Annotated in this window: 12 protein-coding genes, 1 tRNA gene and 1 rRNA gene; 13 read left to right on the forward strand and 1 reads right to left on the reverse strand. The window is 71.1% G+C overall.

Features of this window, described 5'->3' with window-relative positions; all coding sequences use genetic code 11:
• From rrf to AB0F01_RS17740, 3 genes are all read left to right on the forward strand, one after another.
• A 5S ribosomal RNA gene (gene rrf, locus AB0F01_RS17730) occupies nucleotides 1-92 on the forward strand; the annotation flags it as partial.
• A 114-nt stretch (nucleotides 93-206) separates the two neighbouring features.
• On the forward strand, nucleotides 207-869 hold the full coding sequence (locus tag AB0F01_RS17735; RefSeq protein WP_362096630.1) for a DegT/DnrJ/EryC1/StrS family aminotransferase: 663 nt from the start codon (nucleotides 207-209) through the stop codon (nucleotides 867-869).
• 109 nt (nucleotides 870-978) lie between these two features.
• A tRNA-Thr gene (locus AB0F01_RS17740) sits at nucleotides 979-1,051 on the forward strand.
• A gap of 165 nt (nucleotides 1,052-1,216) precedes the next feature.
• Here AB0F01_RS17740 and AB0F01_RS17745 read toward each other — a convergent pair.
• Nucleotides 1,217-3,970, reverse strand: coding sequence for a SpoIIE family protein phosphatase (locus tag AB0F01_RS17745; protein ID WP_362096072.1), 2,754 nt, complete (start codon nucleotides 3,968-3,970; stop codon nucleotides 1,217-1,219).
• 413 nt (nucleotides 3,971-4,383) lie between these two features.
• Between AB0F01_RS17745 and AB0F01_RS17750 the strand changes: the two genes are divergently transcribed.
• The 10 genes from AB0F01_RS17750 (at nucleotide 4,384) to AB0F01_RS17795 (ending at nucleotide 19,395) form a co-directional block, all read left to right on the forward strand.
• A complete protein-coding gene (locus AB0F01_RS17750; RefSeq protein ID WP_362096075.1) occupies nucleotides 4,384-9,846 on the forward strand; it encodes a HAMP domain-containing protein in 5,463 nt (1,820 codons plus the stop codon).
• A gap of 339 nt (nucleotides 9,847-10,185) precedes the next feature.
• Nucleotides 10,186-10,863, forward strand: coding sequence for a response regulator (locus AB0F01_RS17755; RefSeq protein ID WP_362096078.1), 678 nt, complete (start codon nucleotides 10,186-10,188; stop codon nucleotides 10,861-10,863).
• Nucleotides 10,864-11,045: 182 nt separating this feature from the next.
• Nucleotides 11,046-13,793, forward strand: a complete 2,748-nt coding sequence (locus AB0F01_RS17760) for a DNA translocase FtsK (RefSeq protein WP_362096081.1) — start codon at nucleotides 11,046-11,048, stop codon at nucleotides 13,791-13,793.
• 251 nt (nucleotides 13,794-14,044) lie between these two features.
• Nucleotides 14,045-14,872: a helix-turn-helix domain-containing protein gene (locus AB0F01_RS17765; protein WP_362096083.1), complete on the forward strand. Its 828-nt coding sequence runs from the start codon at nucleotides 14,045-14,047 to the stop codon at nucleotides 14,870-14,872.
• Nucleotides 14,873-14,965: 93 nt separating this feature from the next.
• A complete protein-coding gene (gene rimO, locus AB0F01_RS17770; RefSeq protein ID WP_362096086.1) occupies nucleotides 14,966-16,441 on the forward strand; it encodes a 30S ribosomal protein S12 methylthiotransferase RimO in 1,476 nt (491 codons plus the stop codon).
• Complete coding sequence (gene pgsA / locus AB0F01_RS17775) at nucleotides 16,438-17,277, forward strand: CDP-diacylglycerol--glycerol-3-phosphate 3-phosphatidyltransferase (protein WP_362096089.1); 840 nt, start codon at nucleotides 16,438-16,440, stop codon at nucleotides 17,275-17,277. The genes rimO and pgsA overlap by 4 nt, the downstream gene beginning before the upstream one ends.
• Nucleotides 17,274-17,819, forward strand: coding sequence for a CinA family protein (locus AB0F01_RS17780; protein ID WP_362096092.1), 546 nt, complete (start codon nucleotides 17,274-17,276; stop codon nucleotides 17,817-17,819). Before pgsA ends, AB0F01_RS17780 begins: the two co-directional genes overlap by 4 nt.
• A 109-nt stretch (nucleotides 17,820-17,928) precedes the next feature.
• Nucleotides 17,929-18,309: a helix-turn-helix transcriptional regulator gene (locus AB0F01_RS17785; RefSeq protein WP_164347000.1), complete on the forward strand. Its 381-nt coding sequence runs from the start codon at nucleotides 17,929-17,931 to the stop codon at nucleotides 18,307-18,309.
• 197 nt (nucleotides 18,310-18,506) lie between these two features.
• Nucleotides 18,507-18,977 carry a DNA starvation/stationary phase protection protein gene (locus tag AB0F01_RS17790; protein ID WP_362096633.1) on the forward strand — a complete coding sequence of 157 codons (471 nt, stop codon included), beginning with the start codon at nucleotides 18,507-18,509 and terminating at the stop codon, nucleotides 18,975-18,977.
• A 100-nt stretch (nucleotides 18,978-19,077) separates the two neighbouring features.
• The gene (locus tag AB0F01_RS17795) at nucleotides 19,078-19,395 is read left to right on the forward strand and encodes a hypothetical protein (RefSeq protein ID WP_362096095.1); all 318 of its coding nucleotides are present in this window, start codon (nucleotides 19,078-19,080) and stop codon (nucleotides 19,393-19,395) included.
• Nucleotides 19,396-19,540: the final 145 nt, after the last annotated feature.

The following is a 19,540-nucleotide window of genomic DNA, read 5'->3' on the forward strand; positions in this document are numbered from 1 at the left end:
CGCCCGGTTACATTCCGAACCCGGAAGCTAAGCCTTACAGCGCCGATGGTACTGCAGGGGGGACCCTGTGGGAGAGTAGGACGCCGCCGAACAATACGTGACAGGGTTGGACCCGAAACTTCGGTTTCGGGTCCAACCCTTTTTTGTTGCCTGTCACTTGGAGTTCACGTCGCCCGACGAGCATCCGCCTCATGGGTATTGCCGCACTGCTCAGAGCCGCCGGCGTCGGTATCGGTGACGAGGTCGTCGTACCGGCCTTCGGGAACGTGGAGATCGCCGAGGCCGTGACCGCGATCGGCGCGATGCCGGTGTTCGCCGACATAGATCCGGTGACGTACGGACTGTCCCCGGCTGCCGTGGCGGACGCCCTGACTGCCAGGAGCGCCGCCGTGGTTGCCGTGCACCGCTTCGGCAGGCCCGCCGACCTGGCGCGACTGCGGACCGTCGGGGAGCGGCACGGGCTGTTCGTCCTCGAGCACCACGAGGGCTGTGCGCCACAGCACGACATAGCCAAGCGCCGTGAACGAGCCGCCTGGCTCGACGCCAGACTCAGGGGCGTGGCGACACCGGACGGAGCTGCAGGGCACACCTATGAGCAGTACGTCGTCCGAGTGCCCGGCAACGGCCGGCCCGACCGGGACGCCTTTGCACGTGCCGTACGGGCCAGGGGTGTCGAGTGTTCGGTGCCCGTCAGGACACCCGTGCACCGGCTGCCCGGGTTCCGCCGGTGCGTGTCCCTGCCCGAGACCGAGCGGGCCGCCGACGAGACGCTGGCGCTTCCGGTGCACGCGGCGCTCACCAAGCGGGACATGCAACGCATGGCCTCCGCGTGCAACGCTCTCGGCGGACTCCTCCAGCCAGCTTCCTGAAGCCTCAAAAGGCCGGTCCGAAGGCTGGCCCGAATGCTGGTTGGGAGCACGGTCCCGTTCGGGGTATGATCTATTCCGTTGCCGCGGGGAACAGCCCGGCCGGTAACAGGCCCCTATAGCTCAGTCGGTAGAGCGTCTCCATGGTAAGGAGAAGGTCAACGGTTCGATTCCGTTTGGGGGCTCGGACGAAAGGCCCCGCCCAGATTCGGGCGGGGCCTTTCTCATGTCCGTGACCGTGAGCGCGAGCCGGCTCGCCACGGTCCGCTCCGGGCCCGGTGGAACGACACGGGGTGCGGGACCGGCGCTGCGACGCGGGGGAGCGCCGGAGGTCCTGCGCCTTCCGGCTCTCAGTCCGTGTGCAGCCCCGGAACGCGCATCGCGAGGATCGCCATGTCGTCAGAGGGGGCGTCCGAGGCGAAGCGCTCCACGGCACGCATGATGCGGGCCGCGACGGCACCGGCGGTGAGGCCCGTACACGTCGTCAGGACGTCGGCGAGTCCGTCGTCGCCCAGCATCCGGGAGCCCTCCCGGCGTTCGGTGACCCCGTCCGTGACGCAGAGCAGGACGTCGCCCGGATCGAGGACGACCGTCTGCTCGTAGAGCTCCAGGTCCTCCAGCACCCCGAGGAGCGGCTGGGGTTCGGCGGCCGGTTCCACGGTGCCGTCCTGCCGCAGGCGCAGCGGGAGCGGGTGGCCGGCGCAGACGACCTTCAGTTCGGCGCTGCCGTCCTCCTGGGGGCGCAACTCGCCGTAGAGGAGCGTGAGGAAGCGGCTGCGGGCGCCCTCGTCGAGGATCGCGGAGTTGAGCCGCTCCAGGACGGCCGGGCCGCTGAGGCCCTCGCGGGCGAGCAGGCGCAGGGCATGCCGGGCGAGACCGGTGACCGCCGCCGCGTTGGGCCCCGTGCCGCAGACATCGCCGATGGCGAACCCGTAGGCACCGTCGCTGATCGGGAACAGGTCGTAGAAGTCGCCGCCGACCTCGTTGCCCTCGCCGGCCGCGCGGTAGATGACCTCGACCTCGACGCCGTCCACCAGCGGGAGTTCCGGCGGGAGCAGGCTGCGCTGGAGCGACTGGCTGATCGCGGTCCGCTCCGAGTAGAGCCGGGCGTTGTCCAGCGCCAGGGCGGCCCTGCGGGAGAGGTCCTCGGCGAGTTCCAGGATCTCCTGGCGGAAGTGTTCGTCGGTGGGCTTGCCGAGGGTCAGTATGCCGATGACCCGGTTGCGGGCGACCAGCGGCAGCACGACGATCTCCCCGCCGACCGCGGAGGCGGTGGCGAGGGTGGGGCCGATGCCCGGGGTGACGCGGTGGTCGGGGCCGCTCAGGCCGAGGCTGCGCATGGAGGTGCGCAGGGCCGCCTGGTGGGCCACCTCACCGGGGGCCGACCACACGCGGGCGCCGGGCGTGGGCACCGGGTCGGGCGGGGGGATCTTCGACAGCAGGGACTTGATGCCGTCGATCTGCTCCTCGTCCTCGTGCAGGACGTAGGACAGGTACGGCTCGGAGGACTGGTCGGCGATCGTGTAGACGGCGCACCAGGTGGCGAGGGTGGGCACCGTCATCTGGGCCATGAGGGCCAGGGTCTGGTCCCGGTCGAGGGTGCCGGCGAGCAGGTCGGACGCCTCGACGAGGAAGCTCAGGGAGCCGCGGCGCAGCCGTTCCAGTTCGCCCAGCCGGGCGGACTCGACGGCGAGGGCGATCCGGTCGGCCGCGAACTGCAGGCGCAGCGCCTCTTCGTTGGAGTAGCGGCCGGGTGCCTCGGCGGCGACCCCGAGGGAACCGGTGAGGCGGCCCTCGACCTTGAGCGGGACGGTGACGACGGAGCGCATGCCGGTGCCGTTGAGGAGGGGGACCGGGCCGTGGACGGCGGTCAGGTCGTCGTGGACGGCGGGCATGCGGGCGGAGCCGTAGCGGCCGGGGCCGGCTTCGACGGGTACGCGGGCGAAGCGCTGGCGGGCGGAGGGCAGGCCGGTGGAGGCGCGGACCTCCAGTTCCGTCTCGTCGTCGGTGGCGAGCAGCAGGAAGGCGGCGTCGCCGTCGAGCATGTCACGGGCGCGTTCGACCGTGCGCTGGAGGAGGCCGTCGAGGTCGTCGGGGGCGGGGGAGCCGATGAAGACCTCGAACGGGTCGGTGTTCTGGCCTTCGCCGGAGGAGCCGGCGCCGTCGGAGGACGGGGAGCGCAGCGGTGTCTGGAGGACCGCGCGTTCGTGGTCCCGGACGAGCAGGCACACGGTGGAGGGCTCGCCGTCGGTGTCGCGGACGCGCAGGTGGGAGGCGTACACGGGCAGGACGCGGCCGTGGGCGCCGCGGATGCCGTAGCTGCCCTCCCAGCGGGAGAGCTGGAGTGCCTCGGCGATGCCGGTGCCGGTGCCGGGGGTGTGCGGCCAGGCCGCGAGGTCGGTGAGGGGCTTGCCGGTGACCTGCTCGGCCGGGTAGCCGAAGAGTTCCTCCGCGTCCTCGTTCCAGGAGGTGATCGTGCCGGCCCGGTCGATCTGCAGCACCGCGACCCGGACCCGTCCGTCGGCGAGGGGCAGCAGGTCGGGCGGCAGGGCGGGTCCGGCCGCGCGGGTGCCGACGGGGCGTTCCGGGAGGTCCAGCTGGAACCAGACGGTCTTGTGGGCGGGGGTGTACTCCACGCCCCAGCGGGAGGCCAGGGCCGCGCACAGCTGGAGGCCGCGCCCGCCCTCCCGGTCGAGACTGCCCATGGTGGCGAGGGAGCCCTGGACGGGGACCTCGCGTTCCGGATACCGGTCGGCGACCTCGATGCGGACGCCGTCGTCCCCGCGCAGGCAGAGCAGGTCGGCGGAGGTGCCGGCGTGCACCACGGCGTTGGTCACCAGTTCGCTGGTGAGAACGACGGCGTCGTCGACGATGTCCCCGAAGCCCCAGCCCTGCAGGGTGTCGCGGACGAAGGCGCGGGCGCCGGCGACCGAGCGCCCGACGGGCTCGAAGGTGGCGGCCGCGCGCGCGGTGATCACAGAACTCCTCGACCGGTTCTCGACGGGCATGACTCCGTGGCCGACCGGCTCCTGCCGCTGTCGCGGCAGCTCACCCTTCGGCTGTGGCTCCGGGGGGTGTTCCCCCGGGATCAGTCCGGTGGTCATTGGTGCGGCCGCCCCTCCGATGCCCGCTCGTCTTCGTCCACCGCCCAGGCCGGACGGACCGGCGCGGCTGGACAGCCGCATGCAAGGTTACTTACCTTCGCGGGTCAAGCGGATGCCGGTCTGCTGTGTTTTCGTCCGGAGGCGTCTGCCGTCCGGGGTTGTGTGCGGACGGTGTGCGAAGCTGCCGAACTGTTATGGCCTGGTTCGGTGGGGGTGAAACACTGGGCAGGCTAGTCGTGAAGGTCCGGGCAGGCGGAGGGGGCTCCGTCCCGGATGGGCAGCAGCCCGTCGGGGGCCGCCCCGCGGTGCCGGGCGGACATCGCAGTAGTACAGAAATGCGCAGTAGTAACCGGTGCACCGTGCGGTGATACCGGGGCACAGCGTTAACGGTCTACCCCTGCGGGAGGGACACAGTGGAGTCTGGCGCAGCGACGCGGAGCACGAAGACGCGCGCGAAGGGCGGACCGTCCTCCAGTGGACCGGGCAAGAAGCGGTCCGGGACCACCGTGGTGGACACCGCGGCCCTGAACCGGCTCCTGGTGGCTCTGGTGGCGATGCGCGACGGCAATTTCCGCAAGCGGCTCACGGTGTCCGGCGACGGCGTGATGTCGGAGATCGCGGCGGTCTTCAACGAGGTGGCCGACCGCAATCTGCACCTGACGGGTGAGCTCGCCCGGGTGCGGCGGATGGTCGGGCGTGAGGGCAAGCTCACGGAGCGGCTGGAGACGGGGGCCTGCGAGGGCTCCTGGGCGACGGCGATCGACCACTCGAACGCGCTGGTGGACGACCTGGTGCGCCCGGTGTCCGAGGTGAGCCGGGTGCTGTCGGCGGTGGCCGAGGGCGATCTGTCGCCGCGGATGGAGCTGCGGACGCAGGCGCAGGACGGCAGCGGTCATCCGCTGCGCGGGGAGTTCCTGAAGGTCGCCCGGACCGTGAACAACCTCGTCGACCAGCTGTCGACGTTCACCGACGAGGTCACGCGGGTGGCCAGCGAGGTGGGCACCGAGGGCAAGCTGGGCGGTCAGGCGCGGGTGCGCGGCATGTCCGGCTCGTGGAAGGACCTGACGGACTCGGTCAACACCATGGCGGAGCGGCTGACCGCACAGGTGCGGGACATCGCCCTGGTGACGACGGCGGTCGCGCGCGGTGATCTGTCGCGCAAGGTGACCGTGCACGTCGAGGGCGAGATGCTGGAGCTGAAGAACACCGTCAACACGATGGTGGACCAGCTCTCCGCGTTCTCCTCCGAGGTGACCCGGGTGGCCCGCGAGGTGGGTACCGAGGGCGCGCTGGGCGGTCAGGCGCAGGTGCCCGGGGTGGACGGGGTGTGGAAGGAACTCACCGATTCGGTGAACACCATGGCCGGGAACCTGACGGCCCAGGTGCGGGGGATCGCCGAGGTGACGACGGCGGTCGCCAACGGTGACCTGTCCCGGAAGGTGACCGTTCCGGCCCGGGGCGAGGTGGCCCAGCTCGCCGAGACGATCAACCAGATGACCGAGACGCTGCGGATCTTCGCGGACGAGGTCACGCGGGTCGCCAACGAGGTCGGGGCCGAGGGGCGGCTGGGCGGCCAGGCGAACGTGCCGGGCGCGGCGGGGACGTGGAAGGACCTGACGGACTCCGTCAACACGGTGTTCCGGAACCTCACCACGCAGGTGCGGGACATCGCCGCGGTGACGACGGCGGTCGCCAACGGTGACCTGTCGCAGAAGGTCACGGTGGACGTGGCCGGCGAGATGCTGGAGCTGAAGAACACCGTCAACACGATGGTGGACCAGCTGTCGTCCTTCGGTGCCGAGGTCACGCGGGTGGCGCGGGAGATCGGCGTGGAGGGTGAGCTGGGCGGGCAGGCCCAGGTGCCGGGCGCGGCGGGGACGTGGAAGGACCTGACGGACTCCGTCAACACGGCGTTCCGCAACCTCACCGGACAGGTGAGGAACATCGCGCAGGTGACGACGGCGGTCGCCAACGGTGACCTGTCGCAGAAGGTCACGGTCGACGTCTCCGGCGAGATGCTCCAGCTGAAGAACACCGTGAACACGATGGTGGACCAGCTGTCGTCCTTCGCGGACCAGGTCACCAGGATGGCCAGGGACGTGGGGACCGAGGGCCGGCTGGGCGGTCAGGCCCGGGTCGACGGCGTCTCGGGCACCTGGAAGGAACTGACCGACTCCGTCAACTCGATGGCGGGCAACCTGACCTCCCAGGTGCGCAACATCGCGCAGGTGACGACGGCCGTCGCGCGCGGTGACCTGTCGCAGAAGATCGACGTGGACGCGCGCGGGGAGATCCTGGAGCTGAAGAACACCATCAACACGATGGTGGACCAGCTGTCGTCGTTCGCCGACCAGGTCACGCGGGTGGCCCGGGAGGTGGGCACGGAGGGCCGTCTCGGCGGTCAGGCGCAGGTGCCCGGGGTCGCCGGGGTGTGGCGGGACCTGACGGACTCGGTGAATGGCATGGCGTCGAACCTGACCGGCCAGGTGCGCAACATCGCGCAGGTGGCGACGGCGGTGGCGCGCGGTGACCTGTCGCAGAAGATCACCGTGGACGCGCGCGGGGAGATCCTGGAGCTCAAGAACACCCTGAACACGATGGTGGACCAGCTGTCGTCGTTCGCGGAGGAGGTCACCCGGGTGGCCCGGGAGGTGGGCACCGAGGGCATTCTCGGTGGCCAGGCCGAGGTGCAGGGGGTCTCCGGCACCTGGAAGGACCTCACGCAGTCGGTGAACGGCATGGCGAACAACCTGACCCTGCAGGTGCGCAACATCGCCGAGGTCACCACCGCGGTCGCCAAGGGCGACCTCTCCAAGAAGATCACCGTCGACGCCAAGGGCGAGATCCTCGAGCTGGTCACCACCGTGAACACGATGGTCGACCAGCTGTCGTCGTTCGCCGAGCAGGTGACCCGGGTGGCCCGCGAGGTGGGCACCGAGGGCATCCTGGGCGGTCAGGCGCACGTGCCGGGTGTGACGGGCATCTGGAAGGACCTCAGCGACAACGTCAACCTGATGGCGAAGAACCTCACCACTCAGGTGCGGAACATCTCCCAGGTGTCGGCCGCGGTCGCCAACGGTGACCTGACGCGGCAGGTGAGCATCGAGGCGCGCGGTGAGGTGGCGCAGCTCGCCGACACCATCAACATCATGGTGAAGACGCTGAGCGCGTTCGCCGAGCAGGTCACCAAGGTGGCGCGCGAGGTGGGCACGGACGGCATCCTGGGTGGTCAGGCGCACGTCCCGGGGGTGGCCGGCACCTGGAAGGACCTCACCGAGTCCGTGAACCAGATGGCGTCGAACCTGACCGGTCAGGTCCGCAACATCGCGATGGTGACCACCGCCATCGCCAAGGGCGACCTGACCAAGAAGATCGACATCGACGCGCGCGGTGAGATCCTGGAGCTGAAGACCACCATCAACACCATGGTGGACCAGCTGTCCTCCTTCGCCGAGGAGGTGACCCGGGTGGCCCGTGAGGTGGGCACCGAGGGTCAGCTCGGCGGCCAGGCGCGGGTGCGGGACGTGGACGGCACCTGGCGCGACCTGACGGAGTCGGTGAACGAGATGGCCGGGAACCTGACCCGGCAGGTGCGGGCCATCGCGCGGGTGGCGACCGCGGTGACCCGGGGCGATCTGAACCTGAAGATCGACGTGGACGCGTCCGGGGAGATCCAGGAGCTCCAGGACTACATCAACAAGATGATCGCCAACCTGCGCGACACCACGATCGCCAACAAGGAGCAGGACTGGCTCAAGGGCAACCTCGCCCGGATCTCCGCGCTGATGCAGGGCCGCCGGGACCTGGAGGACGTGGCCTCGCTGATCATGAGCGAGCTGACGCCGGTGGTCTCCGCGCAGCACGGCGCGTTCTTCCTGGCGATGCCGCTGGTGGACGGCGAGGACCTGCACTCCGCCGACGACGACCAGTTCGAGTTGCGGATGCTCGGTTCGTACGGGTACTCCATGGGCTCCATGCCGACGTCGTTCCGTCCGGGTGAGGGGCTGGTCGGCACGGCGGCCACGGAGAAGCGCACGATCCTCGTGGAGAACGCGCCCAGCGGCTACCTGAAGATCTCCTCGGGGCTCGGGGAGGCGCCGCCCGCGCAGGTGATCGTGCTGCCGGTGCTGTTCGAGGGGCAGGTGCTCGGCGTCGTCGAGCTGGCCTCCTTCACGCCGTTCACGCACATCCAGAAGGACTTCCTCAACCAGATCGCCGAGATGATCGCGACCAGCGTCAACACCATTTCGGTCAACACCAAGACGGAGCGGCTGCTGCGCCAGTCGCAGGAGCTGACCGAGCAACTGCGGGAGCGTTCGGCGGAGTTGGAGCAGCGGCAGAAGGCGCTCCAGGCGTCCAACGCCGAACTGGAGGAGAAGGCCGAGCTGCTGGCCCGGCAGAACCGCGACATCGAGGTGAAGAACACCGAGATCGAGGAGGCGCGCCAGGTCCTGGAGGAGCGTGCGGAACAGCTCGCGGTGTCGATGCGCTACAAGAGCGAGTTCCTGGCCAACATGTCGCACGAGCTGCGCACCCCGCTCAACTCGCTGCTGATCCTGGCCAAGCTGCTCGCCGACAACGCCGAGGGCAACCTCTCGCCGAAGCAGGTGGAGTTCGCCGAGACCATCCACGGGGCCGGTTCCGACCTGCTCCAGCTCATCAACGACATCCTCGACCTGTCGAAGGTCGAGGCGGGCAAGATGGACGTCTCGCCGACCCGGATCGCGCTCGTCCAGCTGGTCGACTACGTGGAGGCCACCTTCCGGCCGTTGACCGCGGAGAAGGGCCTGGACCTGTCCGTGCGGGTGTCCCCGGAGCTGCCGGCCACCCTGCACACCGACGAGCAGCGGCTGTTGCAGGTGCTGCGCAACCTGCTGTCGAACGCGGTGAAGTTCACCGATTCCGGGTCGGTGGAGCTGGTCATCCGGCCCGCGCGTGACGACGTCCCGCAGCGGATCCGGGAGCAGTTGCTGGAGACCGGGTCGCTGACCGATCCGCACGCCGACCTGATCGCGTTCTCGGTGACCGACACGGGCATCGGCATCGCGGCGAGCAAGATGCGGGTCATCTTCGAGGCGTTCAAGCAGGCGGACGGCACGACCAGCCGGAAGTACGGCGGGACGGGGCTCGGGCTGTCGATCTCCCGGGAGATCGCGCAGCTGCTCGGCGGTGAGATCCACGCGCAGAGCGAGCCGGGCCGCGGCTCCACCTTCACGCTGTACCTGCCGCTGCACCCCGGTGAGCTGCCGCCCAACGGCTACCAGCACGCGCTGCCCGCCCTGGAGGCCGGTGAGCCGGTGACGTCGCCGGGCCCGGAGGCGGCGGCCGACGCGCCGGGCGGGACCGTGGTGCGCCCGGATCCGGCGGAGGCCCCGGCCGCGCTGTTCCGGCGGCGCCGCCGCAACACGCCGGCGCTGGAGTCGTCGGCTCCCGAGCCGCAGCCGGAGCAGTGGGCGGGCGTGGAGCAGGAGCCGGCGCCCCGGCCGTCGCGGGGCATCCGCTTCGGCGGGCAGAAGGTGCTGATCGTCGACGACGACATCCGCAACGTGTTCGCGCTGACCAGCGTGCTGGAGCAGCACGGCCTGTCGGTGCTGTACGCGGAGAACGGCCGGGAGGGCATCGAGGTGCTGGAGCAGCACGACGACGTGGCGGTCGTGCTGATGGACATCATGATGCCGGAGATGGACGGCTACGCGACCACCACCGCGATCCGGCGGATGCCGCAGTTCGCGGGGCTGCCGATCATCGCGCTGACGGCGAAGGCGATGAAGGGCGACCGGGAGAAGGCGATCGAGTCGGGTGCCTCGGACTACGTGACGAAGCCGGTCGACCCCGACCACCTGCTGTCGGTGATGGAGCAGTGGATGGGGAGCTGAGCGCGGGCGGGCCGGCGGTGCCGGGGCGGTGGGGCCGTCGGCCGTGCGGTGTGCGACCGTGGGGGAGGCGCCGGTGTGCGTTCCGCAGCCGCCCACGCGGTGTGCGGGAAGCCGTGTAGAAGGGCCCGATCCGGGGAACCTTCTGGTCTCCCGCCGCGTTTCCGGTGTGTGCACAGTGACATCACGGTGACAGGGTGTGGCGACGGGCGGGGTGCGGCTACGATGACCGGCACAAGGACGGGCGGCGCAAGGGAGCCGTCCCTCGGGGTGGCACCTGCCGGTGCCGTCCCAGGTCCTGCGAGTAGGGGAGGCCCCACGCCGGGGCGAGGAGGGCGGGCCATGGTGCAGAAGGCCAAGATCCTCCTGGTCGATGACCGGCCGGAGAATCTGCTGGCGCTGGAGGCGATCCTTTCGGCGCTCGATCAGACGCTGGTGCGGGCATCGTCCGGGGAGGAAGCGCTCAAGGCGCTGCTCACGGACGATTTCGCGGTCATTCTGCTGGACGTCCAGATGCCGGGCATGGACGGGTTCGAGACCGCGGCGCACATCAAGCGACGGGAGCGGACCCGGGACATCCCGATCATCTTCCTGACGGCGATCAACCACGGGCCCCATCACACCTTCCGCGGCTACGCGGCGGGGGCGGTCGACTACATCTCCAAGCCGTTCGACCCGTGGGTGCTGCGTGCGAAGGTGTCGGTCTTCGTCGAGCTGTACATGAAGAACTGCCAGCTGCGCGAGCAGGCGGCCCTGCTGCGGCTGCAGTTGGAGGGCGACGAGAAGAACGCCGACCGCCCGAAGGAGCCGGCGGGTCTGCTCGCCGAGCTCTCGGCGCGGCTCGCCGCCGTCGAGGAGCAGGCCGAGGCGCTCACCAAGCAGCTCAACGACGAGGCGACGGACGCCGCCGCGGTGGCCACGGCCGCGCACCTGGAGCGGAAGCTCACAGGGCTGCGGCGCGCCCTCGACGCGCTGGAGCCGGGCGCCGGAAACGCCTCCTCCGTCTCCTCGCAGAACTGAACCGGGGGCGCGGGCCGCACAACCACCGCCGTGCGCGCAGGCGTTGCGCGTCCCGCGGGCCCTGCCGGGCCTGACGCGCCGTCAACCGCCGCGTCACCTTCACGCCCCAACAGGTGCGACACGAACGGGTGAAGCAGTGGGCACACGTGTCCCCGGGCGTCTCCGGCGGTAACCTCACACCCATGGCCTCACGTCCCTCCGCAGCCAAGAAGCCGCCCGCGAAGAAGGCGGCCGCTTCCGCGAAGGCTCCGGCGAAGAAGGCCGCGGCCAAGAAGGCCCCCGCGAAGAAGGCGCCCGCGCGCAAGGCTCCGGCGAAGAAGCCCGCCCCCGCCCCGAACCCGACCAACGGTGTCTACCGCCTCGTCCGCGCGATCTGGCTCGGCCTGGCGCACGCCGTCGGTGCTGTGTTCCGCGGCATAGGGACGGGCGCCAGGAACCTCGACCCGGCCCACCGCAAGGACGGGCTGGCCCTGCTGCTGCTCGCCATCGCCCTGATCGTCGCCGCCGGCACCTGGGCCGACCTGGAGGGGCCGGTCGGCGACCTGCTGGAGATCCTGGTGACCGGCGCCTTCGGCCGGCTCGACCTGCTGGTCCCGATCCTGGTGACGGTCATCGCCGTGCGCCTCATCCGGCACCCGGAGAAGCCGGAGGCCAACGGCCGGATCGTGATCGGCCTGTCGGCTCTCGTCATCGGCGTCCTCGGCCAGATCCACATCGGGTGCGGATCGCCCGCCCGCAGCGAGGGCATGCAGGCCATACGGGACGCAGGCGGCCTCATCGGCTGGGCGGCGGCCACGCCCCTGTCGTCCACCATGACCGATGTCCTCGCCGTCCCCCTGCTGGTGCTGCTCACGGTGTTCGGGCTGCTCGTGGTCACCGCCACCCCCGTCAACGCCATCCCGCAGCGGCTGCGGCTGCTCGGCGTGAAGCTGGGCCTGGTGAACGACCCCGAGCCGGAGGACTTCGGCGAGGACGACCAGCGCTACGAGGAGCAGTGGCGCGAGGCGCTGCCCGCGAGCCGCCGCAGGCGGGGACCCGCCCCCGAGGGTCCCGACGCGTACGACCCCGACGCGGCCCAGCAGCAGGCGCTGACCCGGCGCCGGGGCCGCACCCGCCGGTCCGCGGTGCCGCAGCCCGACATGGACCGTCCCCAGGACGCCGTCGACGTGGCCGCCGCGGCGGCCGCCGCCCTCGACGGCGCCGTGCTGCACGGCATGCCGCCCTCCCCGGTCGTCGCCGACCTCACCCAGGGCGTGCGCGTCGGGGACGCCGAGCCCACCACCCCGACGCCCGTTCCGGCCGCCCGGCCGCAGCAGGACGCCTCCCGTCCCGGGAAGGCCCAGCAGGAGCCGAAGGCCGACCGGCCGCCGGCCGGTGTGCTGGACATGACCAAGGCGCCGCCCGCCGAGCCCCGGGACCTGCCCGCCCGCGCCGAGCAGCTCCAGCTCTCCGGCGACATCACCTACGCGCTGCCCTCCCTCGACCTGCTGACCCGGGGTGGGCCCGGCAAGTCGCGCAGCGCGGCCAACGACGCCATAGTGGACGCGCTGCGCAAGGTGTTCACCGAGTTCAAGGTGGACGCCGCCGTCACCGGATTCACCCGCGGCCCCACGGTCACCCGCTACGTCGTCGAACTGGGCCCGGCCGTCAAGGTCGAGCGGGTCACCGCCCTCACCAAGAACATCGCCTACGCCGTCGCCAGCCCCGACGTGCGGATCATCAGCCCCATCCCCGGCAAGTCCGCGGTCGGCATCGAGATCCCCAACACCGACCGCGAGATGGTGAACCTGGGCGACGTGCTGCGGCTCGCGGAGTCCGCCGAGGACGACGACCCGATGCTGGTGGCCTTCGGCAAGGACGTCGAGGGCGGGTACGTGATGGACTCGCTGGCGAAGATGCCGCACATGCTGGTGGCCGGCGCCACCGGCTCCGGCAAGTCGTCCTGCATCAACTGTCTGATCACCTCGATCATGATGCGGGCGACCCCGGAGGACGTCCGCATGATCCTCGTCGACCCCAAGCGCGTCGAGCTGACCGCCTACGAGGGCATCCCGCACCTGATCACGCCGATCATCACCAACCCCAAGCGGGCGGCCGAGGCGCTGCAGTGGGTCGTGCGCGAGATGGACCTGCGCTACGACGACCTCGCGGCCTACGGCTACCGGCACATCGACGACTTCAACCGCGCGGTCCGCGAGGGCAAGGTCAAGCCGCCCGAGGGCAGCGAGCGAGAACTGCAGCCCTACCCGTACCTGCTGGTGATCGTGGACGAGCTGGCCGACCTGATGATGGTCGCCCCGCGGGACGTCGAGGACGCCATCGTGCGCATCACGCAGCTCGCGCGGGCGGCCGGCATCCACCTGGTGCTCGCCACCCAGCGGCCCTCCGTCGACGTCGTCACCGGCCTGATCAAGGCGAACGTGCCCTCGCGGCTCGCGTTCGCCACCTCCTCCCTCGCCGACTCGCGCGTCATCCTCGACCAGCCCGGCGCCGAGAAGCTGATCGGCAAGGGCGACGGACTGTTCCTGCCGATGGGGGCCAACAAGCCGACCCGGCTGCAGGGCGCCTTCGTCACCGAGGAGGAGGTCTCGGCCGTCGTCCAGCACTGCAAGGACCAGATGGCGCCCGTCTTCCGGGAGGACGTCGTCGTCGGGACCAAGCAGAAGAAGGAGATCGACGAGGACATCGGCGACGACCTCGACCTGCTGTGCCAGGCGGCGGAACTGGTGGTCTCCACCCAGTTCGGGTCGACGTCCATGCTCCAGCGCAAGCTGCGCGTCGGCTTCGCCAAGGCCGGCCGGCTCATGGACCTCATGGAGTCCCGGAACATCGTCGGACCGAGCGAAGGCTCCAAGGCTCGTGACGTTCTTGTGAAGCCTGACGAGCTGGATGGCGTGCTCGCGCTGATCCGGGGGGAGTCTGAAGGGTAGGCAGACGGACCACGGTCGTCACCCCGGCACGGCCGGGTGGAGGATCGTGACTCACCCGTAAGGGATCCGTGAGCAACCGTTTCCCTGTGACGTACGTCAAGTTGAGGGAAGAACCAACAGCAGGAGCGCCGTCGGGATGTCGGGCCATTCCGATGGCGTACAAAGTCCGACCGCCCGGTTGCCCCACCCTCTCGTACCCCTCCTAGACTGAACCTCCAGCACAGGCGGCTACACGCTCGAAAGGCGCCCCCGTGTCCATCGGCAACTCCCCTGAAGACGAGCGTCCGTTCGAAGACGTATCCGAGGAAGCCCGCCCCTCCGTCGGCCGTGCCCTGCAGCAGGCCCGCATCGCCGCCGGGCTCACCGTCGACGACGTCAGCACCGCCACCCGCGTGCGGATCGCCATCGTGCACGCCATCGAGGCGGACGACTTCGCGCCCTGCGGCGGCGACGTCTACGCCCGCGGGCACATCCGGACCCTGGCCCGCGCCGTCGGCCTCGACCCGGCTCCGCTGATCGCACAGTTCGAGAGCGAGCACGGTGCGCCGTCGGCGCCGACCCCCGCCGCCCCGTTGTTCGAGGCGGAACGCATCCGTCCCGAGCGCCGGGGACCCAACTGGACCGCCGCCATGGTCGCCGCGATCGTCGCGGTGATCGGCTTCGTCGGCTTCACCATGGTCGGCGGCGACGACGGCGGCAAGGCCGACGTGGCGGACGACACCACGCCCAGCACCTCGCCCTCGCCCACCCCCAAGTCCAAGAAGCCCGCCGCTCCCGAGCCCGAACCCTCCGACAGCGCGATCGCCGCCGCGCCCCAGGACAAGGTGACGGTCCGGGTCAGCGCCACCGACGGACGCAGCTGGATCTCCGCCAAGGACCACAACGGCCGGCTGCTCTTCGACGGCCTGCTCAAGCAGGGCGATTCCAAGACGTTCCAGGACAGTTCGAAGATCAACCTGGTGCTCGGCGACGCCGGTGCGATCGACCTGTTCGTCAACGGCAAGAAGATCGAGGACGACTTCCAGCCGGGCGCCGTGGAGCGCCTGACCTACACCAAGGGCGACCCCCAGGCCGGATAGCCGGCCCGGGGGAGCGCCCCGCCGACGGACCCGGCCGGCAGCGGCCAACCCCGTCGGCGGGGGGCGACGCCGGGACGAAGTAGTCTTGAGCCCATGCCTGAACGCCGTACCGTCGCACTCGTCACCCTTGGCTGCGCCCGTAACGAGGTGGACTCGGAGGAGCTCGCAGGCCGTTTGGAGGCGGACGGCTGGCAGCTCGTGGAGAACGCCGAGGCCGCCGACGTCGCGGTCGTGAACACCTGTGGCTTCGTCGAGGCGGCCAAGAAGGACTCCGTCGACGCCCTCCTGGAGGCCAACGACCTCAAGGGCCACGGGAGAACGCAGGCCGTCGTCGCGGTGGGCTGCATGGCCGAGCGATACGGCAAGGAACTCGCCGACGCCCTCCCCGAGGCGGACGGCGTGCTCGGCTTCGACGACTACGCCGACATCTCCGACCGCCTCCAGACCATCCTGAACGGCGGCATCCACGCCTCCCACACCCCGCGCGACCGGCGCAAGCTGCTGCCGATCAGCCCGGCCGAGCGGCAGGACTCCGCCGCCGCCGTCGCGCTCCCGGGCCACGCACCGGCCGACCTCCCCGACGGCCTCGCGCCCGCTTCTGGCCCCCGGGCGCCCCTGCGCCGCCGGCTGGACGGGGCACCGGTGGCCTCGGTGAAGCTCGCGTCGGGCTGCGACCGGCGCTGCTCCTTCTGCGCCATCCCCTCCTTCCGCGGCTCCTTCATCTCCCGCCGCCCCAGCGACGTGCTCAACGAGACCCGCTGGCTGGCCGAGCAGGGCGTGAAGGAGATCATGCTGGTCTCCGAGAACAACACCTCCTACGGCAAGGACCTCGGCGACATCCGCCTGCTGGAGTCGCTGCTGCCCGAGCTGGCGGAGGTCGACGGCCTGGAGCGGGTGCGGGTCAGCTACCTCCAGCCCGCCGAGATGCGCCCGGGGCTGATCGACGTGCTGACCTCCACCCCGAAGGTCGCCCCCTACTTCGACCTGTCCTTCCAGCACTCCGCGCCCGGCGTGCTGCGCGCCATGCGCCGCTTCGGTGACACCGACCGCTTCCTGGAGCTGCTCGACACCATCCGGAGCAAGGCGCCCCAGGCGGGCGTGCGCTCCAACTTCATCGTCGGCTTCCCCGGCGAGTCCGCGGCCGACCTGGCCGAGCTGGAGCGTTTCCTCAACCACGCGCGCCTGGACGCCATCGGCGTCTTCGGCTACTCCGACGAGGAAGGCACCGAGGCGGCGACGTACGACCGCAAGCTGGACGAGGACGTCGTCGCCGAGCGGCTCGCGCGGGTCTCCCGGCTGGCCGAGGAACTGGTCTCGCAGCGCGCCGAGGAGCGCGTCGGCGAGACCGTGCACGTGCTGGTGGAGTCCGTCGACGAGGAGGAGGGTGTGTACGGCCGTGCCGCGCACCAGGCTCCGGAGACGGACGGCCAGGTGCTGCTCACGAGCGGCGAGGGTGTGCGGGTCGGCCGTATGGTCGAGGCGAAGGTGGTGGGCACCGAGGGTGTCGACCTGGTGGCCGAGCCGCTGTTCCAGGGCTCGCTCGCACACATCGAGGAGGCGGGCAGATGACGGGCGCCCCGGCATCCGCGGCAGGCGGCCCCTCCGGCGCGAGGAGGCCGGCGGCGGCGAATGCCGCCCCGGGAGCGGTCCCGGGGCCGGTGGCCGGACGTCCGGTGGCCCGCAGGGCCGGGGACGCGGCACCGGGGACCGACCGGCTGCCGGGCGGCGGGGCGAGCGCCTCCGGCGCGGCCGACCGCCCGGCCGACGACGCCGGCACGCGCGCCCGCGGCGGGAAGATCACCGCGGCGGCCGTGAACCAGGCCAGTGTCTGGAACATCGCCAACCTGCTGACCATGCTCCGGCTGCTGCTGGTCCCGGCCTTCGTCATGCTGATGCTGGCCGACGGCGGCTACGACCCGGCCTGGCGGTCGCTCGCCTGGGCGGCCTTCGCGATCGCCATGATCACCGACCTGTTCGACGGTCATCTGGCCCGCACCTACAACCTGGTCACCGACTTCGGGAAGATCGCCGACCCCATCGCCGACAAGGCGATCATGGGGGCGGCGCTGATCTGTCTCTCGGCGCTGGGTGATCTGCCGTGGTGGGTCACCGGCGTCATCCTCGGCCGGGAACTCGGCATCACCCTGCTGCGTTTCCTGGTCATCCGCTACGGGGTCATCCCGGCCAGCCGCGGCGGCAAGCTGAAGACGCTCACCCAGGGCGTGGCCGTCGGCATGTACGTCCTGGCGCTGACGGGGCCGCTGGCGACGCTGCGCTTCTGGGTGATGGCCGCGGCCGTGGTGTTGACCGTCGCCACCGGCCTGGACTACGTGCGCCAAGCGGTGATCCTGCGCAGGCGGGGAATGGCCGAGCGCCGTGCGTCGTTGGAGGAGAAGGAAGCGTGAGTTCGACGGCCGCCCAGGTGGTGCGACTCCTCACAGTGAACGGCGGGACGCTGGCCGTGGCCGAGTCGCTGACGGGCGGCCTGGTGGCGGCGGAGATCACCGCCGTCCCCGGGGCATCCCGGGTCTTCCGGGGGTCGGTGACGGCCTACGCCACCGACCTGAAGCACCGACTGCTCGGCGTCGACGACGCCCTGCTGGCAGCGCGCGGTGCCGTGGATCCGCAGGTCGCGGCGGGCATGGCAGCGGGTGTGCGCAGGGCGCTGGGCGCCGACTGGGGCATCGCCACGACCGGAGTGGCGGGCCCCGATCCTCAGGACGGGCAGGAGGTCGGGACGGTGTTCGTGGCCGTCCACGGACCCTCCGGGACCGGTTCTGATTCCCTCGCCGACGGAAAAGTGGAGCGACTGCGGTTGAACGGCGGCCGCGCGGAAATTCGTATGGAGAGTGTACGCAGCGTACTCGCACTGCTCCTGAGGGAGCTTGCGGACGAACAGACCGGAAATGAGCGGGCACAGGATACGGAACGGAACGGGGGGTTTTGATGTTTGCAGCCCAGAGTGAACACGACATCGCTCCCCGCACGGCCGCGGCGCGAGGCGGTACGGTGGGGCGAGAAGGATGCGGCTACACGGTCCGAGGAGGGAGCCACCGATGATTCTGCTCCGTCGCCTGCTGGGTGACGTGCTGCGTCGGCAGCGCCAGCGCCAGGGCCGTACTCTGCGCGAAGTCTCCTCGTCCGCCCGAGTCTCACTCGGCTATCTCTCCGAGGTGGAGCGGGGGCAGAAGGAGGCTTCCTCCGAGCTGCTCTCCGCCATCTGCGACGCGCTGGACGTACGGATGTCCGAGCTCATGCGGGAAGTGAGCGACGAGCTCGCCCTCGCGGAGCTGGCCCAGTCTGCTGCAGCGACCCCCAGCGAGCCCGTCACCACGCCGGTGCGTCCGATGCTCGGCTCCGTATCGGTGACCGGTGTGCCGCCGGAACGGGTGACCATCAAGGCGCCCGCCGAAGCGGTGGACGTCGTCGCCGCCTGACCGCGGTGGCGCACGCCCGTGGGGCGTGACGCTCAGAGATGCCCCGGTAGGGGCCTTTCCGGGACTTCCGGGAAGGTGCCGCCGGGGTTTTCGCTTGTCCGGACCCGCCCGCGGCGGCCCGAGTGTGCGTTTGCCGGTATGCCGGGTGGCGGTCATCGTTGAGGGAGAAGACGGTGGGGGTGACCCCGGAGGTGCGGATGTACGTCGTGAAGAGTCCGTTGTCCGATGCCAACCTGAAGACCGTGTCCGAGGCGCTGCAGGGTGCGCTCGTCGACCTGGTGGACCTGTCGCTGGTGGCCAAGCAGATCCACTGGAACGTCGTCGGGCCGCGGTTCCGCTCGGTGCACCTCCAGCTCGACGAGGTGGTCACGGTCGCCCGCACCCATTCCGACACGGTCGCGGAACGCGCCGCGGCGCTCGGTGTCTCGCCCGACGGGCGGGCCGCCACGGTCGCGGTCGGCAGCGGAATCGGGGTGACGCCGGAGGGCTGGGTCGACGACTCGGCCGCCGTGGGCGCGCTGGTGGACGCGCTGGGCGCGGTGATCGCCCGGATGCGGGAACGGGTGGCGTCGACCGAGGAGGCGGATCCGGTGAGCCAGGACATCCTCATCGCCGTGACCGCGGACCTCGAGAAGCAGCGCTGGATGTTCCAGGCCGGGAACGGCTGAGCGGGACCCCCTCCGGCCCCGCCGTGGACCCGCGGCGGCGCCACGGACGCGCCGGCGGACCCGCGGGCGGGCGGCGTGCTCCGGGTGGGAGGTGGCGGCCGTGACCGGGCACATAGTGCGCCGGGGGGCCGCCGCGGGGCTGGGCGTCCTGTGGTGCTGGGCGGTGGCCCGGCTGGTGTTCGCGCCCGACGCGGGCGTCCTGGAGGGTGCCGTCGCGGCCGGTGGCTGGGGGCTGAGCGTGTTGCCGGTGCACTGCGTGCCGAAGGCGGACGCGGAGGGTGCCCTCCCGGCCGGACGATGGCGGCGGGCCTGGAACGCCGGGAGGCGCGGGGGCCCCGCGGCGGGCGGTGCGGAGTGGGGAGGTACCCGTTCCGGCGAGGGAGCAGCCGGTGACGGGAGACCGTGGCGGGGCCGGTGACGCGAGAGCGGGGTGGGGCCGGCGACGGGAGACCGTGGTGAGCCCGGTGACGGGAGACCGTGGGGACGGACGTCGCACCTCGGCCCGAGCTTCCGTAGCGGGCGGCCGGCCGGATCGGCGGTTGTGACCGCGGTGGCTGTCGGCG

Origin of the sequence: Streptomyces sp. NPDC029526 (assembly GCF_040637405.1) — a bacterium.
In the GTDB taxonomy this organism is placed as follows: Bacteria; Actinomycetota; Actinomycetes; order Streptomycetales; family Streptomycetaceae; genus Streptomyces.

What these genes read in the sequence shown, in the direction of transcription:
- AB0F01_RS17745 (WP_362096072.1), bottom strand. Translation starts at nt 3,970, where the DNA reads ATGACCACCGGACTGATCCCGGGGGAACACCCCCCGGAGCCACAGCCG.
- AB0F01_RS17755 (WP_362096078.1), top strand. Translation starts at nt 10,186, where the DNA reads ATGGTGCAGAAGGCCAAGATCCTCCTGGTCGATGACCGGCCGGAGAAT.
- AB0F01_RS17760 (WP_362096081.1), top strand. Translation starts at nt 11,046, where the DNA reads ATGGCCTCACGTCCCTCCGCAGCCAAGAAGCCGCCCGCGAAGAAGGCG.
- rimO (WP_362096086.1), top strand. Translation starts at nt 14,966, where the DNA reads ATGCCTGAACGCCGTACCGTCGCACTCGTCACCCTTGGCTGCGCCCGT.
- pgsA (WP_362096089.1), top strand. Translation starts at nt 16,438, where the DNA reads ATGACGGGCGCCCCGGCATCCGCGGCAGGCGGCCCCTCCGGCGCGAGG.
- AB0F01_RS17785 (WP_164347000.1), top strand. Translation starts at nt 17,929, where the DNA reads ATGATTCTGCTCCGTCGCCTGCTGGGTGACGTGCTGCGTCGGCAGCGC.
- AB0F01_RS17790 (WP_362096633.1), top strand. Translation starts at nt 18,507, where the DNA reads ATGTACGTCGTGAAGAGTCCGTTGTCCGATGCCAACCTGAAGACCGTG.